Origin of the sequence: Lysobacter sp. H23M47, from assembly GCF_015209765.1 — a bacterium.
GTDB lineage: Bacteria > Pseudomonadota > Gammaproteobacteria > Xanthomonadales > Xanthomonadaceae > Novilysobacter > Novilysobacter avium.
Window position 1 is genome coordinate 1,025,074 of sequence record NZ_CP063658.1, and the last position, 22,474, is coordinate 1,047,547.

A 22,474-nucleotide genomic window follows, 5' to 3' on the forward strand; every position below is an offset into this window, starting at 1 on the left:
TCTCCGCTACAATTCGCTGCTTGACACTTCACGCCAGACGCGGGTCCACGTGCACTCGCGCTACAACTACTCCAACAGGCCGCACCCATGAAGAAGCCCTCGATCCACACGCTGCTGCAAGAATTCGAATCCGAGCAGGTCACCCGCGAACTGCCCGTCTTCGGCCCCGGCGACACCATCGTCGTCAACGTCAAGGTCAAGGAAGGCACCCGCGAGCGCGTGCAGGCCTATGAGGGCGTGGTCATCGCGATGAAGAACGCCGGTCTCAATTCCGCGTTCACCGTGCGCAAGATCTCCCACGGCTTCGGTGTGGAGCGCGTTTTCCAGAGCCACAGCGCCGTCATCGACTCGGTCGAAGTGAAGCGTCGCGGCAAGGTCCGCGCGGGCAAGCTGTACTACCTGCGTGGTCTGGAAGGTCGCAAGGCACGCATCAAGGAAGACCTGGCCGGTGCCGCCAAGTTCAAGGCCGAGGCGAAAGCCGCTGCCGCCGCTGCTGCGGACACCGCCAAGTAATCCATCTGGCGATGATGCATCCGCTGCACCACAAGGCCGCCTCCGGGCGGCTTTCGTGTGTGTGCGCGGCGAAGATCGTCGGTGGCCTGCGCGCTTGCTCGAGGGACTGGCGATGACGGATTCTTCCGTCACCGTTCGGCTCGACCTGTGGCTGTGGGCGGCGCGGTTCTTCAAGAACCGCACGCTGTCGCGCCAGGCGATCGAAACCGGCAAGGTCGAGGTCGACGGCCAGCGCCCGAAGGTGTCGCGCGCGGTGCGCATCGATGACGTCCTGCGGGTGACGCGGGGAGAGGAAACCTTCGAGGTCACCGTGCTGGCGCTCGCCAGCAAGCGCGGCTCTGCGACTGTCGCGCAGGGCCTGTATCGCGAGTCCGAGGAGTCAAAGCTCGCGCGCGAAGAGGCGAGCGCGATGCGCGCGGCTGCGCGCGTCGGCTACGAGGCACCCAGGACAAAACCCGACAAACGCGCCCGGCGACTGATCCGTGCGCTGGGCGATATCGACGCGCTGTGACTCCCGTCGGGCGGCGAGCAGTCAGCCGCTCAAGTCCGGTTCCCAAAGATCGAGCCGCCGAGTTTCATCAGGTCGGACAGTCCCAGCTGCCCATCGCCATCCTGGTCCAGCACTGCGCCCAGCAAGCCGCCGCCGATCCCGCCTTGCTGACGGATTTCCTGGTGTTCCTGTCCGAGCAGGCCTCCAAGCGCCTGGGGTGAGCCAGCCTTTGTGCTGGCCTGACGAGCGAGATAGGCCATCACCAGCGGCGCGAGCATCTTCAACAGTGATCCTGCGCGGTCGCCGTCAAGGCCGGTCGCCGCCCCGAGACCCTGCGCTGCCGGCTGTTGCCTGCTTCCGAAAATGTGGCCCAGGATGTCGTTGCCATCGCCGCCGCCGCCCATGACCGAGCCAAGAACGCTGCCCATGTCCAGCCCGGCGTGGTCGCGTTGCAGGGCGCCGAGGAGTTGCTGGGCGCCGTCGTCGCGGCTGGCGTTGCGTCCCAGTGCGCCCATCAGCAGCGGAAGGGCGGCGGCTATCGCGCCTGAGGTCTGTTGAGGGGTCAGGCCAAGCTGCCGGCCGATGCCGGACATGGGCTCGCCTTGCAGTTGCTGCATCAGATCGTTGGTGAGAGTCGTCATTGAGGTCGACCTTTTTCGCGGGTGTGGATCAGGATAGACCGCGGGCGGTCATGACGATGCTCACGCCAAAGCCTTCATCCGGTACAGCGCCTCCAGCGCCTGGCGCGGCGTCAATTCGTCAGGATCCAGCTTGGCCAATGCGTCCAGCGCTGCCGATGAGGGCGCGAACAGGCCGATCTGCTGGGGCTGGTCCAGGGCCGCCGCCGTCATCGCAGGCTTCGGCGCATCCCGGCTCTGCTGCTCCAGCTCCGCCAAGCGGCCACGTGCCTGACCGATCACCTCGCGCGGCAGGCCGGCGAGCGCGGCCACCTGCAAACCGAAGCTGCGGTTCGCCGGGCCGTCCTTGACCGCATGCATGAACACCAGGGTGTCGCCGTGCTCGCGATCGTGGTGCTCGACGGCGTCCAGGTGGACGTTGGCGATGCCGGTCCCGGGCTCGGCCAACGTCGTCAGTTCGAAATAGTGGGTGGCGAACAGGGTCCAGGCCCGGTTGTGGTGGGCAAGGTGGCGGGCGCAGGCTTCGGCCAGTGCAAGTCCGTCGTAGGTCGAGGTGCCGCGCCCGATCTCGTCCATCAGCACGAGTGACTGATCGGTGGCGTGATGCAGGATGTAGGTGGTCTCGCTCATCTCGACCATGAAGGTCGACTGGCCCTTGGCCAGGTCATCGCCGGCGCCGATCCGGGTCAGGATGCGGTCGATCGGGCCGATTACGGCGCGCGAGGCCGGTACGAAGCTGCCGATGTGCGCCAGCAGCACGATCAGCGCGTTCTGGCGCATGTAGGTGCTCTTGCCGCCCATGTTCGGGCCGGTGATCACGAGCATGCGGCGGTCGTCGTGCATCACGAGGTCGTTGGGCTCAAAAGGCTCGCTGCGCACCGCTTCCACCACCGGGTGACGGCCGCGTTCGATGGCGATGCCGGGTTCGCCAGTCAGCTGTGGCCTGGACCAGTCCAGCGCCTGCGCACGTTCGGCCAGGCAGGCCAGAACGTCCAGCTCCGCCAGCGCGGCGGCGCATCGCTTCAGGGGTTCCAACTGCTCGCCGAGGGTGTCCAGCAATTGCTCGTAGAGCAGGCGCTCGCGGGTGAGCGCACGTTCGCGGGCCGAGAGGACCTTGTCCTCGAAAGCCTTCAACTCCTCGGTGATGTAGCGCTCGGCGTTGGTCAGGGTCTGGCGCCGGGTGTAATGGGTGGGCGCCTTGGCGGCGTGGGCCTTGCTGACTTCCAAGTAGTAGCCATGCACGCGGTTGTAGCCGACCTTGAGCGTCGGGATGCCGCTGGCCTCGCGCTCGCGGCTTTCGAGGTCGATCAGGTACTGGTCGGCGGTGCTCGAAAGGGTGCGCAGCTCGTCGAGCTCGGTGTCGTAGCCGCTGGCAAAGATGCCGCCGTCGCGGGCGAGGACCGGCGGCTGGTCGACCAGTGCCGACGCGAGCAGGTGGGCATGGTCGGCGTGCTCGCCCAGCTCGGCGGAGAGACGATCCAGCAAGGGGGAGTCCAGGGGCTCCAGGCCTTTGCGCACCTCCGGCAGCATGGCCAGGCCATCGCGCAGGGTGGACAGGTCGCGGGGACGGGCACTGCGCAGGGCGATCCGGGTCAGGATCCGCTCCAGGTCACCCAGCGCGCGGAAGTGTGTGCGCAGGGTCTCCCCGGCAGGACCGGACAGTGTCTCGACCGCATGGTGCCGCCGGCGGAGGATGTCGTGATCGCGCAACGGTCGGTGCAGCCAGCGTCGCAGCAGGCGGCCGCCCATCGGCGTGACCGAGGTGTCCAGCACGCCCAACAGGGTGTGCTTGCTGTCGCCATCCATGCGGGAGTCAAGCTCCAGATGGCGGCGGGTCGGTGCGTTCATCGCGATCGCGCCGTCGCCCGATTCGACCGCAATCGCCGTCAGGTGCGGCAGCCGCTGCTTCTGGGTTTCCTCGACATAGCCGAGCAGAGCAGACGCGGCGGCAATCGCCAGTGGCTTGTCCTCCAGCCCGAAACCGGACAGATCGTGCAGGCCGAAGAACTTCAGCAACTGGCGACGTCCGCTGTCGGCGTCGAACAGCCACGGCGGCCGCAGGCGCACGCCGTTGCGCTCGCGGACGAACGACGGCCAGCCGTCCTCGTCCGCACACAGCAGCTCTGCCGGCTCCAGACGCGCCAGTTCGGCCTCCAGGGCGTCCTCGCTGGCGACCTCGTTGACCAGGAAACGCCCCCCGGCCAGGTCCGCCCAGGCGATTCCATAGCCGCTCTTTCCACGGGAGACGGCCAGCAGCAACGTGTCGCGGCGTTCACTCAGCAGCGCCTCGTCGGTGACCGTCCCCGGTGTGACGATGCGCACCACCTTGCGCTCGACCAGCCCCTTGCTGGTGGCCGGATCGCCGATCTGCTCGCAGATGGCCACCGACTCGCCCAGGGCGACCAGGCGGGCCAGATATCCTTCCGCGGCGTGATGCGGGACGCCGGCCATCGGGATCGGCTGCCCGGCGGAATTACCGCGCTGGGTCAGGGTGATGTCGAGCAGACGCGCCGCCTTGCGCGCATCGTCGTAGAACAGCTCATAGAAATCGCCCATGCGGAAGAACAGCAGCACGTCGGGATGCGCGGCTTTTTCCCGGAAGAACTGGCGCATCAGCGGGGTGTGCTCGGTGGGTGTGTCCTTCAGGTCACCTTCCGTCGTGGCGTCAGTCACTGGCTGGCTTCTCCGGGCGAGGTATGGCTTCGAGTGGGGCGTCATTCTCACGCGTTTGCGGGGGGTGTGGCCATGGTTGTCGTGGCCACTGTTACGTGGGACGCGACCTGCAGGCCTTCCGGGCGAATGTCCCCCGGCCCTCGCCTGCGGCGAGTGCCTCCTCCTTTACTTCGCCCCGAAGGCCTGCAGGTCCCGTTGATACTGTCGGTTCTGCGCTCGGCAACCGCCGCGATGCTGCAACGACGGGTCCGGATGGCCTTGCGTGTGAAGTAAAGGAGGAGGCACCGGTCTTATCGGTGCCGGGGGACATTCACACGCAAGGCTATCCGCACCCGGCACCCGGCACCCGGCCACCCCGCACATGCGCGGTGTTTGGCGTTCGGACCATCTATGATGCATGGTTTCCCGCCCTCCGCGGGCCAATGTGGAACCTCCATGAAAGTGCTTGTGACCGGCACCGCCGGTTTCATCGGCTCCCATCTCGCCATGCGCCTGCTGGAGCGCGGCGATGAGGTGGTCGGCTTCGACAATCTCAGCGACTACTACGACGTGACCCTGAAGCAGGCGCGACTGGCGCGCTTCATGGACCATCCCGGTTACACCCACATCCAGGCCGATCTCGCCGACCGCGAGGCGGTGGAAAGCGCATTTGCGACTCACACGCCGCAACGCGTCGTGAATCTGGCTGCGCAGGCCGGTGTGCGCTATGCGGCGCAGAACCCGCACGTCTATGTGTCCAGCAACGTCACCGGCTTCCTGCACATCCTCGAGGGCTGTCGCCACCACGGTGTCGAGCATCTGGTGTTCGCGTCCACCAGCTCGGTCTACGGCGCCAACACCACGATGCCGTTCTCCGAGCATCAGTCGACCGAGCATCCGTTGACGCTTTACGCGGCGACCAAGAAAGCCAACGAGATGATGGCGCACAGCTACGCGCACCTCTACGGCATCCCCAGCACCGGCCTGCGGTTCTTCACCGTGTACGGGCCGTGGGGCCGGCCGGACATGGCGCTGTTCCTGTTCACCAGGGCGATCCTCGCCGGCGAGCCGATCAAGGTGTTCAACCACGGCCACCACAAGCGCAGCTTCACCTACGTGGATGACATCGTGGAGGGCGTGATCCGCAGCCTGGACCATCCGCCGGTTGCCAACCCTGCGTGGAATGCCGCCGCGCCCGATCCGGCGACCAGCAACGCTCCGTACCGCCTGTTCAACATCGGCAACGAGAGCACGGTCGAGCTGCTTCGCTATATCGAAGTGCTGGAGCAGTGCCTGGGTCGGAAAGCGCAGATGGAACTGCTGCCGCTGCAGGCCGGCGACGTGCCCGATACCGAGGCCGACGTGTCCGAGCTGATCAAGGCGGTGGATTACCGGCCGCAGGTCTCGGTGGAGACTGGCGTGGCGAATTTCGTCGATTGGTACCGCGACTACTACAGGGTCTGAACCGCCCACGCGTCGGCTGACGGCAGACCGCGGGTTCCACCGCGGATCTCCCGCGGTGCGACAGGGGGCCGCTAAAGTGGCGTCCCGCCCGTTTCGATGCCGCCCATGTCCTTCGCCAGCAAATCGTCCGCCAAGTCCGCCGCCAAGGCGAAGATCGCCTACGTCTGCTCGGAATGCGGCTCCGACCACAACAAGTGGCAGGGGCAGTGCGCGGACTGCGGTGAGTGGAACACGCTGGCCGAGTTCGTGATCGAGTCGGCCGCAGCGCAGAAAAGTGCGGCTCCGGCGCGTCGCAGCGGCTGGGCAGGCAAGGTCGATCCGCCCAAGGTCACCGCGCTCAAGGACGTCAGCCACTCGGGCGAGTCGCGCGTCTCCACCGGCATCGGTGAGCTGGACCGTGTCCTGGGCGGTGGCATGGTGGCCGGCTCGGTGGTGCTGGTGGGCGGCGATCCAGGGATCGGCAAGTCGACGCTGCTGTTGCAGGCGGTGTCGAAGATGGCCGAGTCACTGCCCGCGCTCTACGTGACGGGCGAGGAATCACTGGCCCAGGTCGCCGCTCGCGGCGCGCGTCTTGGCCTGTCGCTGGACGGCGTCAACGCGCTGGCAGAAACCGGCGTGGAGCGGATTCTCGAGCAGGCGGTTGCCACATCGCCGCGTCTGCTGGTCGCCGACTCCATCCAGACCCTGTGGACCGAGTCGCTGACCGCCGCCCCCGGCTCGGTCAGCCAGGTCCGTGAAAGCGCGGCGCGGCTGGTGCGCTACGCCAAGGAAACCGGCACCGCGGTGTTCCTGGTCGGCCACGTGACCAAGGAAGGCGGAATCGCCGGTCCGCGCGTGCTGGAGCACATGGTTGATGCAGTGCTGTACTTCGAGGGCGAATCGGGTAGCCGGTTCCGGGTCCTGAGGGCGTTCAAGAACCGCTTCGGCGCGGTCAACGAACTGGGCGTGTTCGCGATGGGCGACAAGGGCCTGCGTGAGGTGTCGAATCCCTCGGCGATCTTCCTCTCCGGCAGTGTTGCCGCCCAGCCGGGCAGCTGCGTGATGGTGACCCGCGAGGGCACACGGCCTTTGCTGGTCGAGGTGCAGGCGCTGGTGGACGCCTCGCCGCTGTCCAACCCGCGCCGGGTGGCCGTCGGCATGGAAGGAAACCGGCTGGCGATGCTGTTGGCGGTCCTGCACCGGCATGCCGGAGTCGGGGTGGGAGACCAGGACGTATTCGTGAACATCGTTGGCGGCATCCGCGTGCAGGAGACCGCCGCCGACCTGCCGGTATTGCTGGCGGTGCTGTCGAGTCTTCGTGACCGGCCGCTGGCGGAGAAGACGATTGCCTTCGGCGAGGTCGGACTGTCAGGCGAGATCCGCCCCGTCCCGAACGGCGAAGACCGCCTGAAAGAGGCGGCCACCCACGGCTTCAAGCGCGCGATCGTGCCCAAGGGCAACGCGCCACGCAGCGGGAAGATAGGCGCGATGGAAGTGATTGCGGTGGAGCGCCTGGCGGAGGCGGTTGAGGCCGCGGGCTGAGGGCGGGTAGAGCTCTGCGCTTCTTGGTTGCAGGGGGGCTGAGGGCGGGTAGAGCTCTGCGCTTATTGATTGCGGGGGGGGGGGGCGGAGGTGATTGTCCTTGGGTGCGAATGTCCCCCGGCACCGTTGAAGCCGGTGCCTCCTCCTTTATTTCGCACCCAAGGACACTCACCCCCGTCGGTCAGCGTAGCGGCGGTGAGAGCGCAATCGCGCCGCCTTGCTTCGAGCGTAGCGCGGCGGCCCGAGAGCGGGACCTGCAGGCCTTCGGGGCGAAGTAAAGGAGGAGGCCTCCGCAGGCGGAGGCCGGGGGACATTCGCCTCGAAGGCCTGCAGGTCTCGCCCAGCAAAGAAAAACGGCCGGATTTCTCCGGCCGTCTCGATCCAACGCGTAGCGTGCGGCTTACTTCAGGTTCGACGCCACGAAGTCCCAGTTGACCAGCTTCCAGAACGTTTCCACGTACTTCGGCCGCGCGTTGCGGTAGTCGATGTAGTACGCGTGCTCCCAGACATCGCAGGTCAGCAGCGGCGTGTCGCTGCCGGTCAGCGGCGTGTTGGCGTTGGAGGTGCTGACCAGCGCCAGCGAACCGTCGGTGCGCTGCACCAGCCAACCCCAGCCGGAACCGAAGGTCTTGACCGCGGTATCGCTGAACTGCTCCTTGAAGGTGGCGAAGTCGCCGAAGGACTTGTTGATCGCCTCGGCCAGCTTGCCGGTCGGCTCGCCGCCGCCGTTCGGGCTCAGGCAGTTCCAGTAGAAGGTGTGGTTCCAGACCTGGGCGGCGTTGTTGAACATCCCGCCCTGCGACTTGCGGATGATGTCCTCAAGCGGCATGTCGGCAAACTCGGTCCCTTCGATCATCTTGTTGAGGTTGTCGACGTAGGACTTGTGATGCTTGCCGTAGTGGAAGTCGATGGTCTCGCCGGAGATGTGCGGCTCCAGGGCGGTGCGTTCAAACGGAAGCGGTGGCAGTTCGATGGCCATTGGCGGGCTCCTTGCAGGCTGGCGGGGGAGACGACGGCACCCGGTGGGGCCGCCGACAGTGATGAGGTATTACAATTGGCCATTCTATCCCCACCTCCGTTTCCGGGCCGTCAATGCCCGGAAGCACCATTGCAGGAGCCGCGCCCATGTCCGTGATGGACCAGATCCGGGCTGCAGTCGAAGGCCATGCGGTCGTGCTCTTCATGAAGGGCACGCCGCAATTTCCGATGTGTGAATTTTCCAGCCGCGCGGTGCAGATCCTGCAGGCGGCTGGCGGCGCAGCCATGCACACCGTCAACGTGCTGGAGGAGCCGGAAATCCGTGCCAATCTGCCGCGTTACTCCAACTGGCCGACGTTTCCACAGCTGTTCATCCATGGCGAGTTGATTGGCGGCAGCGACATCACCGCCGAGCTCGCCGAGTCGGGTGAGCTGGCGCGGATGTTGAGCGAGGCACTTCCACAGTGAACGCCCTGTTGGACACGATTCCTGGCGACGCGCTTGCCGGTCGCGTAGTGCTGGTGACCGGCGCACATGGGGGTTTGGGCAACCAGGCCGCCATCGCCTGCGCCCGCGCGGGGGCACAGCTGGTGCTGTCCGGCCGCAAGGTGCCGCGCCTCAACCGGGTGTACGACGCGGTGGCCGCTGCAGGTCTGGAACCGGTGCTGTACCCGCTGGATCTGGAAGGCGCCTCCCCGGATGATTACGCGCAGATGGCGGAGCGGATCGGCAACGAGCTGGGCCGACTGGACGGGGTGCTGCACTGCGCGGCCGACTTTGCCGGGCTGACGCCGTTGCTGCACACCGATCCGGCGGCCTTCGCGCGCGCCATCCACGTCAACCTGACCGCACCGTGGTGGCTCAGCCAGGCCTGCCTGCCGCTGCTCTCCCAGGCACCCGATGCTGCGCTCGTGTTCGCTGTGGACGATCCGGCGAGGGTGGGCAAGGCGTTCTGGGGCGGGTATGGCGTTGCCCAGCACGGACTGGCGGGTCTGGTGGGCATGCTGCACGCCGAACTGGCCAGCACCACCGTGCGCGTGTCGGGCCTCCAACCCGGGCCGATGCGCACCGCTTTGCGGGCGAAGGCGTACGTCGAGGAGGATGTTCAGCGCGCGGCCGATCCGGAGCGGTACGCACCGGCCTGCGTAACCCTGCTGTCGGGCGCCGGCGCGGCCCATCGCGGCCAGGTCTGGGCTCCGGTGGGTTGACCTGCCGCCCATGACCATCACCGCCGCCGCCCTTCTGCTGTTCCTGATCCTGGATCCGCTGGGCAATATCCCGATCTTCCTGAGCATGCTCCGCACGCTGTCGCCGGAGCGACAGCGCTACGTGCTGGCGCGTGAGCTCCTGATTGCGCTGGGCGTGTTGATGATCTTCCTGTGGGGAGGCAAGTACGCCCTGGAAGCCATGCACCTGCGCCAGGACTCGGTGTCGATTGCCGGCGGCATCGTCCTGTTCCTGATCGGCATCCGGATGATCTTTCCCCCGCCAGAGGGGCTGATGGGAGAGTTGCCCGACGGTGAACCCTTCATCGTGCCGCTGGCCATTCCGCTGGTGGCCGGGCCTTCAGGCATGGCTGCGGTGCTTCTGCTGGGCAGCAACGAGCCCGGTCGCCTGATGGAATGGAGTCTGGCGCTGCTGATCGCGTGGGGCGCCACGGCGGCGATCCTGTTCTCGGCCACCTACCTGTACAAGCTGCTGGGCATGCGTGTGCTGACCGCGGTCGAGCGCCTGATGGGGATGCTGCTGGTCGCGATTTCGGTGCAGATGTTCCTGGACGGTCTGGTCGGGTATCTGGGCATCGCGGTCTGAGGCAAGCACGCACGCCGTGCCGTTTTCGTCATTGGCCGGTAACACGCGCAAGCTATCGTTTCTCCGTGTTAAACTGCCGTTAACCGGCGACGCAGTCGGTTTTTTACATCCCAGCGATCCGGAAATCATGCCAGCGACCTGTCGCTGGACGTGCCCGTTACCCACGCCCGAGGCCCTTTTGCCATGACCCACCCCAGCCGCGTCCGGTTGTCCAAGCTCACTTTGGGACTGCTCGTCGTCCTCGCTTCCGCCCCCGTCTTTGCCCAGAGCACGTCCGCCGGCCTCGGTGGCCAGGTCGTCGGTGCTGATGGCCAGCCGGTCGCCGGTGCGGAAGTCACCATCGTCCATGCCGAGTCGGGCACGGTGAGCCGCGTCACCACCGATGCCAGCGGTCGCTACAACGCCCGCGGTCTGCGCGTCGGTGGCCCGTACACGGTGACCATCAACAAGGCGGGTGCAGGCAGCCGGTCGCAGGACGACATCTACCTGCCGCTGAACCAGGTCGCGACCGTCAACGCGCAGCTCAACAATGACGTAACCACCCTGGGCTCGGTCCAGGCCGTGGCGACGATGGGCGGCTCGGAGATTTTCAGCGCAGAGAAGATGGGTACCGGCACCAACGTCACCCGCGAGACCATTGACGCGCTGCCCTCGGCCAACCGCAACATCCAGGACTACATCCGCCTGGATCCGCGCATCTCCCAGATCAGCAAGGCGGACGGCGCGATTTCCGCCGGGGGCCAGAACACCCGCTACAACGCGATCCGCATCGACGGCATCAGCGCGTCCGATCCGTTCGGCCTGGAATCCAACAACCTGCCGACCGAGCGCCAGCCCGTCTCGATGGACGCGATCGAAGAGATCACCATCGACCTGGCCAACTACGACACCACCATCAGCGGCGGCACAGGCGCGGTGGTCAACGCGGTCACCAAGTCGGGTACCAACGAGTACCACGGCACGGTCTACTACACCTACCGCGACAAGGACCTGGTCCGCACGCGCCTGGAAGGCGACCGCGGCGATTTCAACGGCTTCAACGATGAACAGACCTACGGCATGACCTTCGGCGGCCCGCTCGTCAAGGACAAGCTGTTCTTCTTCGCCAACTACGAGAAGTACGAGCGCTCCGCGCCCGGCGTCGCGCTGGAAAGCACCCCGTTCGGCTCCGGTGACATCACTGCCGCTGACATCACCACCGTGCAGAACCTGATGTCCGCCCGCGGCTACGACATCGGCGGCCTGTCCGCGCCCGACAGCAAGACCGAGATCGAGGAGTACGCGGTCAAGCTGGACTGGAACATCAACGACAACCACCGCGCCGCCCTGCGTTACAACAAGATGGAGCAGGACGTGATGCGCTTCCCGGGCATCGGTACCGGCACGGTGTCGCTGAGCAACTACTGGTATTCGCAGCCCAAGATCTACGAGACCTGGATGGGCGAAGTGTTCTCCGACTGGAGCGAGAACTTCTCCACCGAGTTCAAGGTCTCGCACAAGGACTACTCGGCCAACCGCGTGCCCAACGTCAACCTGCCGCAGATCCGCGTCAACGGATTTGGTGACAACAACGCGGCGTTGCTGTTCGGAACCGAGCAGAACACGCACGTCAACATCATCGAGAGCAAGGAGTTGAGCGCGTTCGGTGCCGCCATCTGGTACGCCGGCGATCACACCGTCAAGTTCGGCTTCGACTACTCCGACAACGACCTGATGAACTTCTACGGTCGCAACCTCAACGGCGTCTACGAGTTCAAGGATCTGGACGCGTTCGTTGCCGGCACTCCTTCGCGCTACCAGTTGCGCGCGCCGCGTCCGGGCGGCAGCCGCGCCGACATCCCGGCCAGCTTCACCCTCAAGAACACCGGCGTGTTCCTGCAGGACACCTGGGCGATCAACTACAACCTGAACCTGATGGCAGGGGTCCGCGTCGACATGCCGTCCTTCAGCGACCAGCGCCTGTACAACGCGCGCATCGAGCAGCTGTACGGCTACAACAACACCAATCTGGTGGACAGCAACCTCGTGCAGCCGCGCGTGGGCTTCAACTACACCTTCGACAGCGATCGTCCGACCCAGCTGCGCGGCGGCATCGGCCTGTTCGGCGGTGCGGCTCCCAACGTCTGGCTCGCTGGTGCGTACCAGAACACCGGCCTGAACTACGTCGAGTACGATCTGCGCGGCGGCCAGGCACCGACCTTCGATCCGTCCCAGCCGCCGTCCACCGCCGGCCTGACCCCGGGCGCGGCACGCCAGAACGTCGACCTGATCGAGCCGGGCACCAAGCTGCCGTCGGTCTGGAAGACCAACCTGGCCTTCGATCACGAGCTGCCGTGGCACGGCATCGTGGCCTCGGCGGAGTTGCTGTTCACCAAGGTCAATGACGGCATCTACTTCGAGCGCCTGGACGTGATGAACCCGACGTTCACCGACACCATGGACGGCCGCGACAACTACTGGAACGCCGCCGGCCGTGACCCGGCCAACGCGGGCCGGTTCGGCATGGAAGCGGGCAGGATCGGTGGCAGCAATTGCAGCGCCGACGTGGTTGCCGCCGGCATGTGCCCGGACGTCAAGGCCAACCGTCCCGGCGACATCGGCGACGTTCTACTGCTGCGCAACACCAGCAAGGGCAGCAGCTCGCAGGCGACGTTCTCGCTGAGTAAGCCGATGACCCAGAACTGGGGCTGGTCGCTGGGTTATACCTTTACCCAGGCCAAGGAAGTCAGCCCGCTGACCAGCTCGCAGAACACCTCGAACTGGGGCAACACGCTGATCTACAACGCCAACGAGAACGTGGCCTACGACTCGCGCTACGCAATCAAGGACCGCGTCACCGGCACCCTGCAGTGGCAGCACGACTTCTTCGGTGACAACACCACCAGCGTCGGTCTGTTCTACGAAGGCCGCTCGGGTCGTCCGTACAGCTACATCTACTACAACGACGCCAACGGCGACGGTGCCAACACCAACGACCTGTTCTACGTGCCGGCCGGCCCGGGCGACGTGCAGTGGACCGGCGGCGCTGCGATGGAGCAGCAGTTCTTCGACTGGATGGCCAGCAACGCACCCGAGTTGCAGGGTCATCGTGGCAGCGTGGCTCCGGCCAACGGCTTCCGCGCCGGCTGGACCAACAGCTTCGACGTCCGCGTCAGCCAGGAACTGCCCGGCTTCTTCAAGGGCCACAAGGCCGAGCTCGCGCTGGACGTGATGAACGTCGGCAACCTGCTCAACAAGGACTGGGGCCTGATCGAGGACTACGGCTTCTACGCGACCCGTCGCGTGGTCAACTACGCCGGTATCGACCCGGTCACCGGTAAGTACGTCTACAACTTCTCCGGATCCACCGACAATGCGCAGGTCCAGGAAAACAACAACGACAAGGGCAACACCGCGGTGTCGCGCTGGTCGATGATGTTGAGTTTCAAGTACAAGTTCTGATTCCGGTCAGGACGATGGACGACGGAAGCGGCCGGGGAAACCCGGCCGTTTTCATGTGTCTGCGTTAAAGTCGCCCGGTCGAGAAAAATACAACAAGGAAACACCCGCAAATGAGTCATCCCAGCAACGCCGTCCTGCCCACCGTCAACGCCCGGATCCATCCGCGCGGGGGGCTGGACATTCTTTCGCGCAAGGAAGTCGCGCGCCTGGCCGATGCGTCCAGTGGCGGCATGCACGAGCTGTTGCGTCGGTGTGCGCTGGCGGTGATGACCAGCGGCAGCACCTCCGACGATCCGCGCGCCGCGCAGGAGCTGTATCCGAACTTCGACATCCAGGTCCACCAGCAGGATCGCGGCGTGCGCATAGACCTGCAGCACGCGCCGGCGATGGCGTTCGTCGATGGAGAGATCATCCACGGTGTGGCCGAGCTCCTGGCCGCGGTAGTGCGTGATCTCGCGTACCGCTCGATCGAGCTGGGACAGGAAGGGGATCGTGACCTCAAGAGCAGCGAAGGCATCACCGATGCGGTGTTTGGCCTGCTGCGCAACGCCGAGGCGCTGCTGCCGGCAGACCCCAATCTGGTGGTGTGCTGGGGCGGCCACTCGATCAACCGCGAGGAGTACCTCTATACCAAGGAGGTCGGCTACGAATTGGGCCTGCGCGGCCTGGACATCTGCACCGGTTGTGGACCCGGTGCAATGAAGGGCCCGATGAAGGGCGCCACGATTGCGCACGCCAAACAGCGCAAGCGCCACATGCGCTATATCGGCGTCACCGAGCCGGGAATCATCGCGGCCGAGTCGCCGAACCCGATCGTGAACCACCTGGTGATCATGCCGGACATCGAGAAGCGCCTGGAGGCGTTCGTGCGTCTTGGCCATGGCATCGTGGTGTTCCCCGGTGGCGTGGGTACCGCGGAGGAAATCCTCTACCTGCTGGGCATTCTGCTGCGCGAGGAGAACGCCGACGTGCCATTCCCGCTGGTATTCAGCGGACCGACCAGCGCGGCGCCGTACTTCGAACAGATCGACCGCTTCATCCGCCTGACCCTGGGCGATGCGGCGACCCGGCGCTACCAGATCATCACCGGCGACCCGACCGCGGTCGCCCGGCGCATGGCGAACGGTGTCCGCAAGGTACGCGAGCACCGCCTGAACATGCGCGACTCGTTCTTCTTCAACTGGTCGCTCAATGTACCGCTGGAGTTCCAGCAGCCGTTCATCCCGACCCACGAAGCGATGGCGTCACTGGACCTGCACCACGGCCGCAAACCGTTCGAACTGGCAGCCGACCTGCGCCGCGCGTTCTCCGGCATCGTCGCCGGCAACGTCAAGGAAGACGGACTGCGTCGCATCGAGGAGCACGGCCCGTTCGAGATCCACGGCGACCCGGAGATCATGGCTTCGCTCGACGCACTGCTGCTGGCGTTTGTCGAGCAGCGGCGCATGAAGATCGCCGGCGACTACAAGCCGTGCTACCGGGTGGTTGCCTGATGCTCAATGAGCTACAGGCAACCGCACCGTGGCGATGAAGCGTCCGTTATCGACCTGCGTCTGCACACTGCCGCGACCGTCCGTCATCGCCTCGATACGCACCTGCGACGCATTCAGACCGACCTGATGGCCGGTTGACGCGGTGCCGTCGGGAGGCGACAGCGGGTTGCTGATCCGCACGATGACGTGCTCGGGCGTCGTCGTCACCCGCACATCCACATCGCCATGCGGGAGCCGCTCTACCCCATGGCGCACCGCGTTCTCCACCAGCGGCTGGATTGACAGCGCCGGAACCGTGACCGCCGGCAGCTCGCGCGGCAGGTGCCAGTGCACCGTGAGCCGTTCTCCGAAGCGCAGCCCTTCGATTTCCAGATAGCGTCGCGCGAGCGACAACTCGTCCGCAAGCGGAATCTGCCGCGGCCCGCCAAGCGCGGCGCGGAACAGGTCCGCCAGGTCAAGCAGCAGGCGCTCCGCCTCCTCCGGCCGCTCGTGCACGAGCGCCGCGCCCGTGTTGAGTGTGTTGAACAGGAAGTGGGGGCGGATGCGGGCCTGCAGCGCCTGCAGTTCGGACTGCTTGGCTCGGACCGCTAGCTGCTGTGCACGGAGGTGATTCTGGATTGCGGCGAGGCCGAGCAGTCCCACCGTGACGGAAACGCCCAGAAATCGCACGAACAATGCCCACCATTCCCCCTCCGGAAGGCTCCAGAAGTGTCGAAGCACCCACCACGCACATACGCTGACCAAGCTGCTAGCAAGAACCAGCAGCGCCAGGGCGATGTAGGCGACATGGGCTGGACGGACTCTGCGGAGTGGCTTACGGAGCAGGTACAGCCATCCCAGAGTCAGCAAAGCTACCCATTGAACGATCAGTGAGAGAAGCCCGAAATGGATCAGAGGTGTCTCTCCGATGCCCGTTGCTAGGGTCAACACCACTGCCAGCCCTTCCCCTGCCAGGATCACCGAAATAAGAACCGGTGCTTGCCAGAGGGGATCCAGCTGGCTTTGTTGACCCGGAAATTCCGGCATGTGTTCACGTCCAAGTGCGCATGGAGGTACCTATGATGCCTCCGAAGCAGCCAACAGCGGTCGGTCGAGCCGCTGACCGCCTTGGACGCCCCGCCTGTCGGTAAAGCAATCGCGCAGTGCAATTCTGGGCCTATGGTGTATCGGGCTCTTTTTTAGGCTTTGTCATGGTTCAAGGGGATTGGGGGGTTCAGCTTCCACGTGGAGCACGCAGCGGGCGATTCGAGAGTGGCTTCTCTTTGATCGAGTTGATTGTGACGATTGTGGTGCTCGCGATTCTCGTAACGCTCGCGACGCCCAGCTTCACCTCCTTGCTGAATTCAAGCAGGTTGACGGCCCAGGCCAACGAGTTGGTCGCCTCCTTGCAACTGGCCAGGTCGGAAGCGGTACGCAGGAATACGCCGGTGACCCTGTGTCGGTCAACCAATGGCAGCACGTGCGCGGGAGCAGGCGCGTGGGAGCGCTGGATTGCCGTCGTGTCAGCGACCGGAGGAGCTGCGGCGGAAGTGGTCCGTGATACCTCCGTGCGCCAACCGTTGAACGTCACCGCCGGGGTGGACAGCGTGGTCTTTCGCCCCGACGGGCTGGCGCGCAATGGCGCTGGCGGACTTCTGTCGACCAGTCTCAACGTGTGTCTTGATACGTCCAAGCCGCCGGAGAACCAGCGGGTGGTGGAGTTGGCGTCGGGCAGTCGTATCTCGATTGCGAAGGCGTCCGGAGACTGCCCGTGATGAATCGGAGTGAATCTGTGAGTGAGCAAACGAAAATCCTCCAGCCTATGGGCAGCGCGGTCGCACGCCAACGTGGGGCGGGTCTTATCGAAGTGTTGATTGCGGTGCTCATACTCGGCGTTGGCATGCTCGGCATTGCCGCCATGCAGGCAACCGCATTGCGGAACAGCCAAGGCGCGTTGGAGCGCAGCCAAGCGGTTGTCCAAAGCTATTCCATCCTAGATGCCATGCGGGCAAACCGTGATGCCGCAGCAGCAGGCGGATACAACACCGGAGGGCTTGCGTGTGCTGCTCCCGGCACCGGAACGTTGGCTCAAAATGATTTAGCCCTGTGGATCGCTGCGCTCAAGTCGACGCTGGGCGGCAGCGATGCAACGTGTGGCGAGGTTAAATGTAATGGCACCGACTGTACGATCACAGTGCAATGGGACGACAGCCGTGCGTCGGATAGCTCGGTCAGCGGCAGCGAGACATCGCAGTTGGTGACGAGGGCAGAACTATGACCAGGCCGCCGGATACGTGGAAAGTCCCGGGCAACATGCGCGGACTTACGCTGATCGAATTGATGATTGCGCTATTGCTTGGTTTGTTGGTGGTGGGCGCCGCGATCGGGATATTCCTCTCCAACAAACGCGCTTACGACACAACGGAGGGGCTTGGACGGGTGCAGGAAGGCGTCCGCACAGCCTTCGAACTGATGGCTCGCGACATCCGTGAAGCCGGCGGCAATCCCTGCGATGTGGATCTTCCGTTTGCGAACGTGATCAACAGCGGTTCGACGAACTGGTGGACCAACTGGGGCGTAGGTTTGGAGGGGTTCGATCAGGGCGCACTGCCCGGGAGTCTCGCAGGCACCGACGCGATTCAGCTCCTTTCAGCAGGAGATGAGTCGGTGACCCTGCAGTCACACTCGGGGACCAATCTCACGGTCGCCGCCCATCCTTACGCGGCCGGCCAGAACCTCATCGTCTGCGATACGCAACAGATGGCGGTCTTCAAGGTCTCCGGGACAACCGGCACCACGATCGGCCACGCAGAAGGCGGCGGTAACTGCAGCAACAGTCTGGGCATTATTCCCGCGGCGTGTGCTGCAGGCGCGCCGCCCTATCTGTTCAAGCAGAACGCCGTCATCAGCCAGTTGCACGCTGCCCGATGGTATGTGGCGAACAACACCAGGGGCGGCACGTCGCTCTACCAGTCGATCGACGGCGGTGCCGGTCAGGAAGTCGCGGAAGGCATCTCGGATCTGCAGCTGACCTACCTCCAGCTGGACGCCAGCGCATCCAACTACGTGGCGGCTTCCGCCGTGACGAACTGGAGCCAGGTGCGAGCGGTTCGGGTTGTCATGGGGCTGACTGGAACGGCAGCAGTCGGCACCGATGGCCAGCCACTGAGTAGACAGCTTGAGCACGTGGTCACTTTGCGGAACCGGAACCTATGAACACTTCTCACTGCATACGCGGGTACAAGGCACAGTCTGGCGTGGCGCTGGTGGTCGTGCTGATTCTGTTGCTGGTAATGACGCTCCTGGGGCTAGCAGTAGTCAGAAGCACACTGCTGGAAGAGAAAATGAGCTCCAACCTCTACGACCGCAGCTTGGCTTTCCAGTCAGCTGAGTCGGCCTTGCGCGAGGCGGAAACCGCCGTCAGAACGGCGGTTCTCTCCGGAACCTCCATTGGCTACGACTGCTCGCTGCCAGGGAACGAATGCCCGGTGGTGCCACCCAATACCTATACGGGCAATGTTGCAGGTTGTGTCGCTAACGCGCAGAACTGCTGGCAGGACGGCTCGGCACAGCAAAGCCTATCTCCAGCGGCTCCCCAATATTACGTTGAATACTTCGGTAAACGCGACAGCACCGATACGCTAAGTCTTGGTTCAAGCGCAAACGCCAATCAGTACGGTGGCGGCGGTGGGGTCCAGTTGGAATCGTTCTACCGTATAACCGCGCGCAGCGCGGACCCGACATTGTCATCGGGGCGCGCAGTAGTCGTTTTGAAGTCAAACATCGTCGTCAAGTAGCCTCGAGATGAGGCTTGTCTGCAGGGCGTTTGGCGTTTTCGCCAAGGAAAACTATGAAAATCAATAGCGCGAAACATCGACACTTCCCTACCAAGCTGGCAACACGCCTCGGCGCGTTCGCGATTGGCGCGATCGCAGCTCTCAGCTCTATGTCCGCGACGTCCGTCGAAGTCGCGCAAGCGCCGCTATATATTGGCAGCGACGTTCCGGGCAACCTCGCGCTGGTGCCGTCGGTCGAGTTCCCGACGATCGATAGCCAGGCGAATATCGGCGCGTATGATAACTCACGTGATTACATGGGCTATTTCGACGCGAAAAAGTGCTACAAGTATCATTACGATAAAGACGAGACAAAGCGCCACTTTTTCCCGGTAAAGGTGACAGCAGGTCACGACTGTTCCGGAGAAGATCTATGGAGTGGCAACTTCCTTAGCTGGGCGGCTACCCAGACCATCGATCCCTTTCGCTTGGCTTTGACCGGAGGCGACCGTGTCAAAGATGAGGTCGGCGAAACCTGGCTGCAGAAGGCGCGTCATGATGGCCAAAGCGCATATAGCGACAGGACAATTCCGGCGAGTGGAAGCAGCTCCATCACTGTATCGAAAATGACCCCAGCAGAATGGGGGAAGTTCAGGGTAAAGATTCATGGCTTGGGTTATAGGATGCATTTTACGGCCGACGGGACCTTCGGGTCGGACTCGGCACATGCGTTCGACCCATCCAGCGACCATCTTCAGGATAATCAGGGACAGAGGAAAAAGATCTACGAAGTAAGCATGCGGGTCAAGGTCTGCGTGCCGGGGCTCCTCGAAGGAAATTGCGTGAAGTACGGTAACAATTACAAGCCGGAAGGACTTATCCAGGAATACGCAGCCCAAATTCGGTTCAGCATATTCGGGTATCTGAACGACTCCGGCGCGCATCGCGACGGCGGCGTAATGCGAGCGCGGCAGAAGTATGTGGGCCCGATGACGTATTATCCGGAGCATGGAGTTACTTCAAATCCGCGTCGGGAGTGGGATCCTGACACTGGCGTCCTTTACAAAAATCCCGATGGCTCGGATGCGACGGCGACAAATGCATCGATTCAGGACAGCGGCGTCATCAACTACCTCAACAAGTTTGGCCGCATGACGACGGCGAAGCCGAAGGGACTGGATCCGGTCAGTGAGCTTTACTACACGGCCATTCGTTACTTTAAAAACATCGGCAACGTTCCCGAGTACTCGGCGCTGTCCGGGACTAAGTACCAACTGGCTGACGGGTTCCCGGTAATTACCGACTGGGACGACCCTATTCGTTACAGCTGTCAAGTAAATGCAATCTTGGGAATCGGCGACGTCAATACGCACCGCGACGGTAACCTCCCCGGTAGCAAATACCGTGCCGGGGATCCTGCAATGCCGGCGGCGGTCGCAGCCGATAAGAGCATCGACGTTGCCGAAATGACTAAGAAGATATTTGTCATGGAGGGAATCACTCGTGGCGTGGACGAGGAGTTCACCGGGCGCAACAATACCGCCTACATCGCAGGACTCGCCTACGACTCGAATACCCGCGACATTCGTCCCGACGATGCGAGCAAGCCGCAGACCAAGGGGCGTCAGACTGTCTCGACCCATTGGGTCGATGTCCGGGAGAATGAGGTGCTCCTCGACCGGAAAAGGAATCAGTATTGGCTTGCGGCGAAGTACGGTGGGTTCAAAGTGCCCGCGGGATTCAATCCCGATACGAACACCGCGCCTTTGCCAGACCCTCTCTGGACAACGACAGGCGAGATTCTTTCCACTAACGACAGGCGGCCTGACAACTTCTATGTGGCCAGTGAAGCCGACAAGATGGTGCAGAGCCTGACGCGCGCCTTCCAGAACATCATCCAGGAAATGCGCGGGTCCGGCAGCTCGTTTGCGAGTAACAGCACAAAGCTCGAAGCGGGCGCGATGACCTATCAGGCGCAGTTCTACGGTGGATCCTGGGGCGGTGAGCTGACGGGCTATTCGGCGGACGTGGGCACGGGTGCGCTCAACGCCGTCTGGTCGGCCACCAGTGAGTTCCCGAACTGGGGCCCACTGAATTCGACCGTAGTCGATAGCAAGCCATCACGAAAGATACTGTTCGCCAAAAGCGGCACGCTCGCCGCTTTTGAGGCCGGTCAGTTGGGTGACACGCCACTCTCCGGAGCCTCCAGCGATGAAATCAAGTATTTGCGGGGTGACCGCTCGAAGGAAGCCCCGCTTGGCACCTTTCGCGCGCGCCGTAGCGTTTTGGGAGACATCGTCAACTCACAGCCTGTGTATGTCGGTGTTCCGAACTCGCGCCTGTATCTGGGACAATCCTTTGCTGGCGCAACCAGCTACGCAGCTTTCGTAGGTGGAAGTGCGTCCACCCGCACACCGGCGGTATACGTCGGCGCAAACGACGGCATGTTGCACGCTTTCAATGCGGCAACCGGTAAGGAGATCTTCGCGTTTGTGCCGACTGGCGCGATGGCAAAGCTCACCGGCGCCGGGGGATATACCGACCCGGCCTATGAGCATCGTTATACCGTCGACGGTAACCTGACGGTCGCCGACGTGTACGTGAGTGGCGCGTGGAAAACCGTGTTGGTGGGCAGTCTGGGGCGCGGAGGGCGGAGTCTCTTTGCGCTAGACGTGACGGATCCTGCGACCCCGTCCCTGCTTTGGGAGAAAAGTGAGGCTCAAGTACCTGCCTTGGGCAATAACTTGGGACAGCCGATCATTGCGCAGGTCGCCGACGGTGATTGGCGCGTGCTGCTTGGCAATGGTCCGAACAGCACCGGTGGCAGCGCCCAACTGGTCATGGTGGGAGTGGCCAGCGGTGCGGTCTCCACGATCGACACCGGAGTCGCGGGGGACAACGGCATGGCCGGAGTCAACGCGTGGTCGTCCGCGGGTGATGGGTTCGTGGACACGGTCTACGGTGGCGACCTCAAGGGAAACCTGTGGAAACTGAGCGGCCTTACCGGTGCGAAAGCGGCGACTAAGTTGTTCGCCGCCGGGACGACCAAGCCGATTACGGCAACGCCGCTGGTCGCCAAGAACCCCGCGACTCTGGAGACTTGGGTATTCTTCGGCACCGGCAGCTATCTCAACTCGGCAGATATCGCGAACAAGGACGTACAGAGCTGGTACGGAATCATCGATAAGGGACCGCTTCCGATCGCCCAGACTGATCTCCAAAACACGGCCATCCTGGCGGAGGGCGATGTAAGCGGTGTCACGGTCCGGGCGATCGAGTCCTATTCAAGTGCGGGCGCGCGCGGTTGGTACATGGATCTTGTCTCACCAGGCGCCGGCGCGCGTGGCGAGCGCATGGTGGTTCCCAATTTCTTCCAGGGACTGGCACTCATCGGAACGACGCGAATCCCGGACTCGACCGACGTGTGCAGCCCCAGCGGTACGGGATTCACGATGGCAATTTCGCCATTTACAGGCGGTCGCCTTGCACAGTCATTCTTCGACGTGAATGATGACGGCAACTTTGATAGTGGAGACACGCTCAACGGCGTTCCGGTGTCGGGAATTGGCTATGAGAGCAGCCCCAACAACCCTATATTTCTCGGCGATACCATGTACACAGGACTCGATGACGGCAGCAACAGCGTTGTAAAGACCAACGCATCCGCCATGAACGTCCGGCGCGTCTCTTGGCGCGAACTCATCAAGGAGTAATTCG

General features: G+C 63.8%; 18 protein-coding genes. 14 read left to right on the forward strand and 4 right to left on the reverse strand.

The window, feature by feature from the left end; genetic code table 11:
• The first annotated feature begins 87 nt into the window (after nt 1-87).
• The gene (gene rplS / locus INQ43_RS04660) at nt 88-513 is read left to right on the forward strand and encodes a 50S ribosomal protein L19 (protein WP_194035311.1); all 426 of its coding nucleotides are present in this window, start codon (nt 88-90) and stop codon (nt 511-513) included.
• Nucleotides 514-625: 112 nt separating this feature from the next.
• Entirely contained in the window at nt 626-1,024 is a 399-nt protein-coding gene (locus INQ43_RS04665) for an RNA-binding S4 domain-containing protein (RefSeq protein ID WP_194035312.1), read from the forward strand.
• Between the two features lie 29 nt (nt 1,025-1,053).
• On the opposite strand, the gene INQ43_RS04670 is transcribed toward INQ43_RS04665, so the two are convergent.
• Together INQ43_RS04670 and mutS are read right to left on the reverse strand one after the other, a co-directional pair.
• On the reverse strand, nt 1,054-1,644 hold the full coding sequence (locus INQ43_RS04670; RefSeq protein ID WP_194035313.1) for a DUF937 domain-containing protein: 591 nt from the start codon (nt 1,642-1,644) through the stop codon (nt 1,054-1,056).
• A 60-nt stretch (nt 1,645-1,704) separates the two neighbouring features.
• Nucleotides 1,705-4,254 (reverse strand): DNA mismatch repair protein MutS, encoded by a 2,550-nt coding sequence (mutS, locus tag INQ43_RS04675; RefSeq protein WP_228062668.1) that lies wholly within the window; start codon nt 4,252-4,254, stop codon nt 1,705-1,707.
• Between the two features lie 495 nt (nt 4,255-4,749).
• On the opposite strand from mutS, the gene INQ43_RS04680 reads away from it, so the two are divergent.
• Both INQ43_RS04680 and radA read left to right on the forward strand, forming a co-directional pair.
• The gene (locus INQ43_RS04680) at nt 4,750-5,757 is read left to right on the forward strand and encodes an NAD-dependent epimerase (protein WP_194035315.1); all 1,008 of its coding nucleotides are present in this window, start codon (nt 4,750-4,752) and stop codon (nt 5,755-5,757) included.
• Between the two features lie 105 nt (nt 5,758-5,862).
• Entirely contained in the window at nt 5,863-7,278 is a 1,416-nt protein-coding gene (gene radA / locus INQ43_RS04685) for a DNA repair protein RadA (RefSeq protein WP_194035316.1), read from the forward strand.
• 400 nt (nt 7,279-7,678) lie between these two features.
• Here radA and sodB read toward each other — a convergent pair whose 3' ends face one another.
• Nucleotides 7,679-8,257 (reverse strand): superoxide dismutase [Fe], encoded by a 579-nt coding sequence (gene sodB, locus INQ43_RS04690; RefSeq protein WP_194035317.1) that lies wholly within the window; start codon nt 8,255-8,257, stop codon nt 7,679-7,681.
• A 146-nt stretch (nt 8,258-8,403) separates the two neighbouring features.
• Between sodB and grxD the strand changes: the two genes are divergently transcribed.
• The 5 genes from grxD to ppnN all read left to right on the forward strand — a co-directional run bounded on the left by grxD (nt 8,404) and on the right by ppnN (nt 15,002).
• The gene (gene grxD / locus INQ43_RS04695; protein WP_194035318.1) at nt 8,404-8,724 is read left to right on the forward strand and encodes a Grx4 family monothiol glutaredoxin; all 321 of its coding nucleotides are present in this window, start codon (nt 8,404-8,406) and stop codon (nt 8,722-8,724) included.
• Nucleotides 8,721-9,464, forward strand: coding sequence for an SDR family NAD(P)-dependent oxidoreductase (locus INQ43_RS04700; RefSeq protein WP_228062620.1), 744 nt, complete (start codon nt 8,721-8,723; stop codon nt 9,462-9,464). Before grxD ends, INQ43_RS04700 begins: the two co-directional genes overlap by 4 nt.
• A gap of 10 nt (nt 9,465-9,474) precedes the next feature.
• A complete protein-coding gene (locus INQ43_RS04705) occupies nt 9,475-10,068 on the forward strand; it encodes a MarC family protein (RefSeq protein ID WP_194035319.1) in 594 nt (197 codons plus the stop codon).
• A 183-nt stretch (nt 10,069-10,251) separates the two neighbouring features.
• Nucleotides 10,252-13,509: a carboxypeptidase regulatory-like domain-containing protein gene (locus INQ43_RS04710; RefSeq protein WP_194037258.1), complete on the forward strand. Its 3,258-nt coding sequence runs from the start codon at nt 10,252-10,254 to the stop codon at nt 13,507-13,509.
• 110 nt (nt 13,510-13,619) lie between these two features.
• On the forward strand, nt 13,620-15,002 hold the full coding sequence (gene ppnN, locus INQ43_RS04715) for a nucleotide 5'-monophosphate nucleosidase PpnN (protein ID WP_194037259.1): 1,383 nt from the start codon (nt 13,620-13,622) through the stop codon (nt 15,000-15,002).
• 3 nt (nt 15,003-15,005) lie between these two features.
• Here the strand turns inward: ppnN and INQ43_RS04720 are convergent, their stop codons facing one another.
• Nucleotides 15,006-16,028, reverse strand: a complete 1,023-nt coding sequence (locus tag INQ43_RS04720) for a histidine kinase (protein ID WP_194037260.1) — start codon at nt 16,026-16,028, stop codon at nt 15,006-15,008.
• Nucleotides 16,029-16,144: 116 nt separating this feature from the next.
• Here INQ43_RS04720 and INQ43_RS04725 point away from each other — a divergent pair, with 116 nt between their 5' ends.
• Genes INQ43_RS04725 through INQ43_RS04745 form a run of 5 tightly spaced genes read left to right on the forward strand, consistent with a single transcriptional unit; the run spans nt 16,145 to nt 22,470 of the window.
• Complete coding sequence (locus INQ43_RS04725) at nt 16,145-16,756, forward strand: GspH/FimT family pseudopilin (protein ID WP_305058228.1); 612 nt, start codon at nt 16,145-16,147, stop codon at nt 16,754-16,756.
• Between the two features lie 47 nt (nt 16,757-16,803).
• Nucleotides 16,804-17,259, forward strand: coding sequence for a type IV pilus modification protein PilV (gene pilV / locus INQ43_RS04730; RefSeq protein ID WP_194037569.1), 456 nt, complete (start codon nt 16,804-16,806; stop codon nt 17,257-17,259).
• Between the two features lie 35 nt (nt 17,260-17,294).
• On the forward strand, nt 17,295-18,197 hold the full coding sequence (locus tag INQ43_RS04735) for a PilW family protein (protein ID WP_194037261.1): 903 nt from the start codon (nt 17,295-17,297) through the stop codon (nt 18,195-18,197).
• On the forward strand, nt 18,194-18,778 hold the full coding sequence (locus INQ43_RS04740) for a PilX N-terminal domain-containing pilus assembly protein (protein WP_194037262.1): 585 nt from the start codon (nt 18,194-18,196) through the stop codon (nt 18,776-18,778). Before INQ43_RS04735 ends, INQ43_RS04740 begins: the two co-directional genes overlap by 4 nt.
• Nucleotides 18,779-18,831: 53 nt before the next feature.
• On the forward strand, nt 18,832-22,470 hold the full coding sequence (locus INQ43_RS04745; RefSeq protein ID WP_194037263.1) for a PilC/PilY family type IV pilus protein: 3,639 nt from the start codon (nt 18,832-18,834) through the stop codon (nt 22,468-22,470).
• The last annotated feature ends 4 nt before the right edge of the window (nt 22,471-22,474 follow it).

What these genes read in the sequence shown, in the direction of transcription:
- sodB (WP_194035317.1), bottom strand. Translation starts at nt 8,257, where the DNA reads ATGGCCATCGAACTGCCACCGCTTCCGTTTGAACGCACCGCCCTGGAG.
- INQ43_RS04705 (WP_194035319.1), top strand. Translation starts at nt 9,475, where the DNA reads ATGACCATCACCGCCGCCGCCCTTCTGCTGTTCCTGATCCTGGATCCG.
- INQ43_RS04720 (WP_194037260.1), bottom strand. Translation starts at nt 16,028, where the DNA reads ATGCCGGAATTTCCGGGTCAACAAAGCCAGCTGGATCCCCTCTGGCAA.
- mutS (WP_228062668.1), bottom strand. Translation starts at nt 4,254, where the DNA reads ATGCGCCAGTTCTTCCGGGAAAAAGCCGCGCATCCCGACGTGCTGCTG.
- INQ43_RS04670 (WP_194035313.1), bottom strand. Translation starts at nt 1,644, where the DNA reads ATGACGACTCTCACCAACGATCTGATGCAGCAACTGCAAGGCGAGCCC.
- INQ43_RS04680 (WP_194035315.1), top strand. Translation starts at nt 4,750, where the DNA reads ATGAAAGTGCTTGTGACCGGCACCGCCGGTTTCATCGGCTCCCATCTC.
- pilV (WP_194037569.1), top strand. Translation starts at nt 16,804, where the DNA reads ATGGGCAGCGCGGTCGCACGCCAACGTGGGGCGGGTCTTATCGAAGTG.
- INQ43_RS04735 (WP_194037261.1), top strand. Translation starts at nt 17,295, where the DNA reads ATGCGCGGACTTACGCTGATCGAATTGATGATTGCGCTATTGCTTGGT.
- INQ43_RS04665 (WP_194035312.1), top strand. Translation starts at nt 626, where the DNA reads ATGACGGATTCTTCCGTCACCGTTCGGCTCGACCTGTGGCTGTGGGCG.
- INQ43_RS04710 (WP_194037258.1), top strand. Translation starts at nt 10,252, where the DNA reads ATGACCCACCCCAGCCGCGTCCGGTTGTCCAAGCTCACTTTGGGACTG.
- INQ43_RS04740 (WP_194037262.1), top strand. Translation starts at nt 18,194, where the DNA reads ATGAACACTTCTCACTGCATACGCGGGTACAAGGCACAGTCTGGCGTG.
- INQ43_RS04745 (WP_194037263.1), top strand. Translation starts at nt 18,832, where the DNA reads ATGAAAATCAATAGCGCGAAACATCGACACTTCCCTACCAAGCTGGCA.
- grxD (WP_194035318.1), top strand. Translation starts at nt 8,404, where the DNA reads ATGTCCGTGATGGACCAGATCCGGGCTGCAGTCGAAGGCCATGCGGTC.
- ppnN (WP_194037259.1), top strand. Translation starts at nt 13,620, where the DNA reads ATGAGTCATCCCAGCAACGCCGTCCTGCCCACCGTCAACGCCCGGATC.
- radA (WP_194035316.1), top strand. Translation starts at nt 5,863, where the DNA reads ATGTCCTTCGCCAGCAAATCGTCCGCCAAGTCCGCCGCCAAGGCGAAG.
- rplS (WP_194035311.1), top strand. Translation starts at nt 88, where the DNA reads ATGAAGAAGCCCTCGATCCACACGCTGCTGCAAGAATTCGAATCCGAG.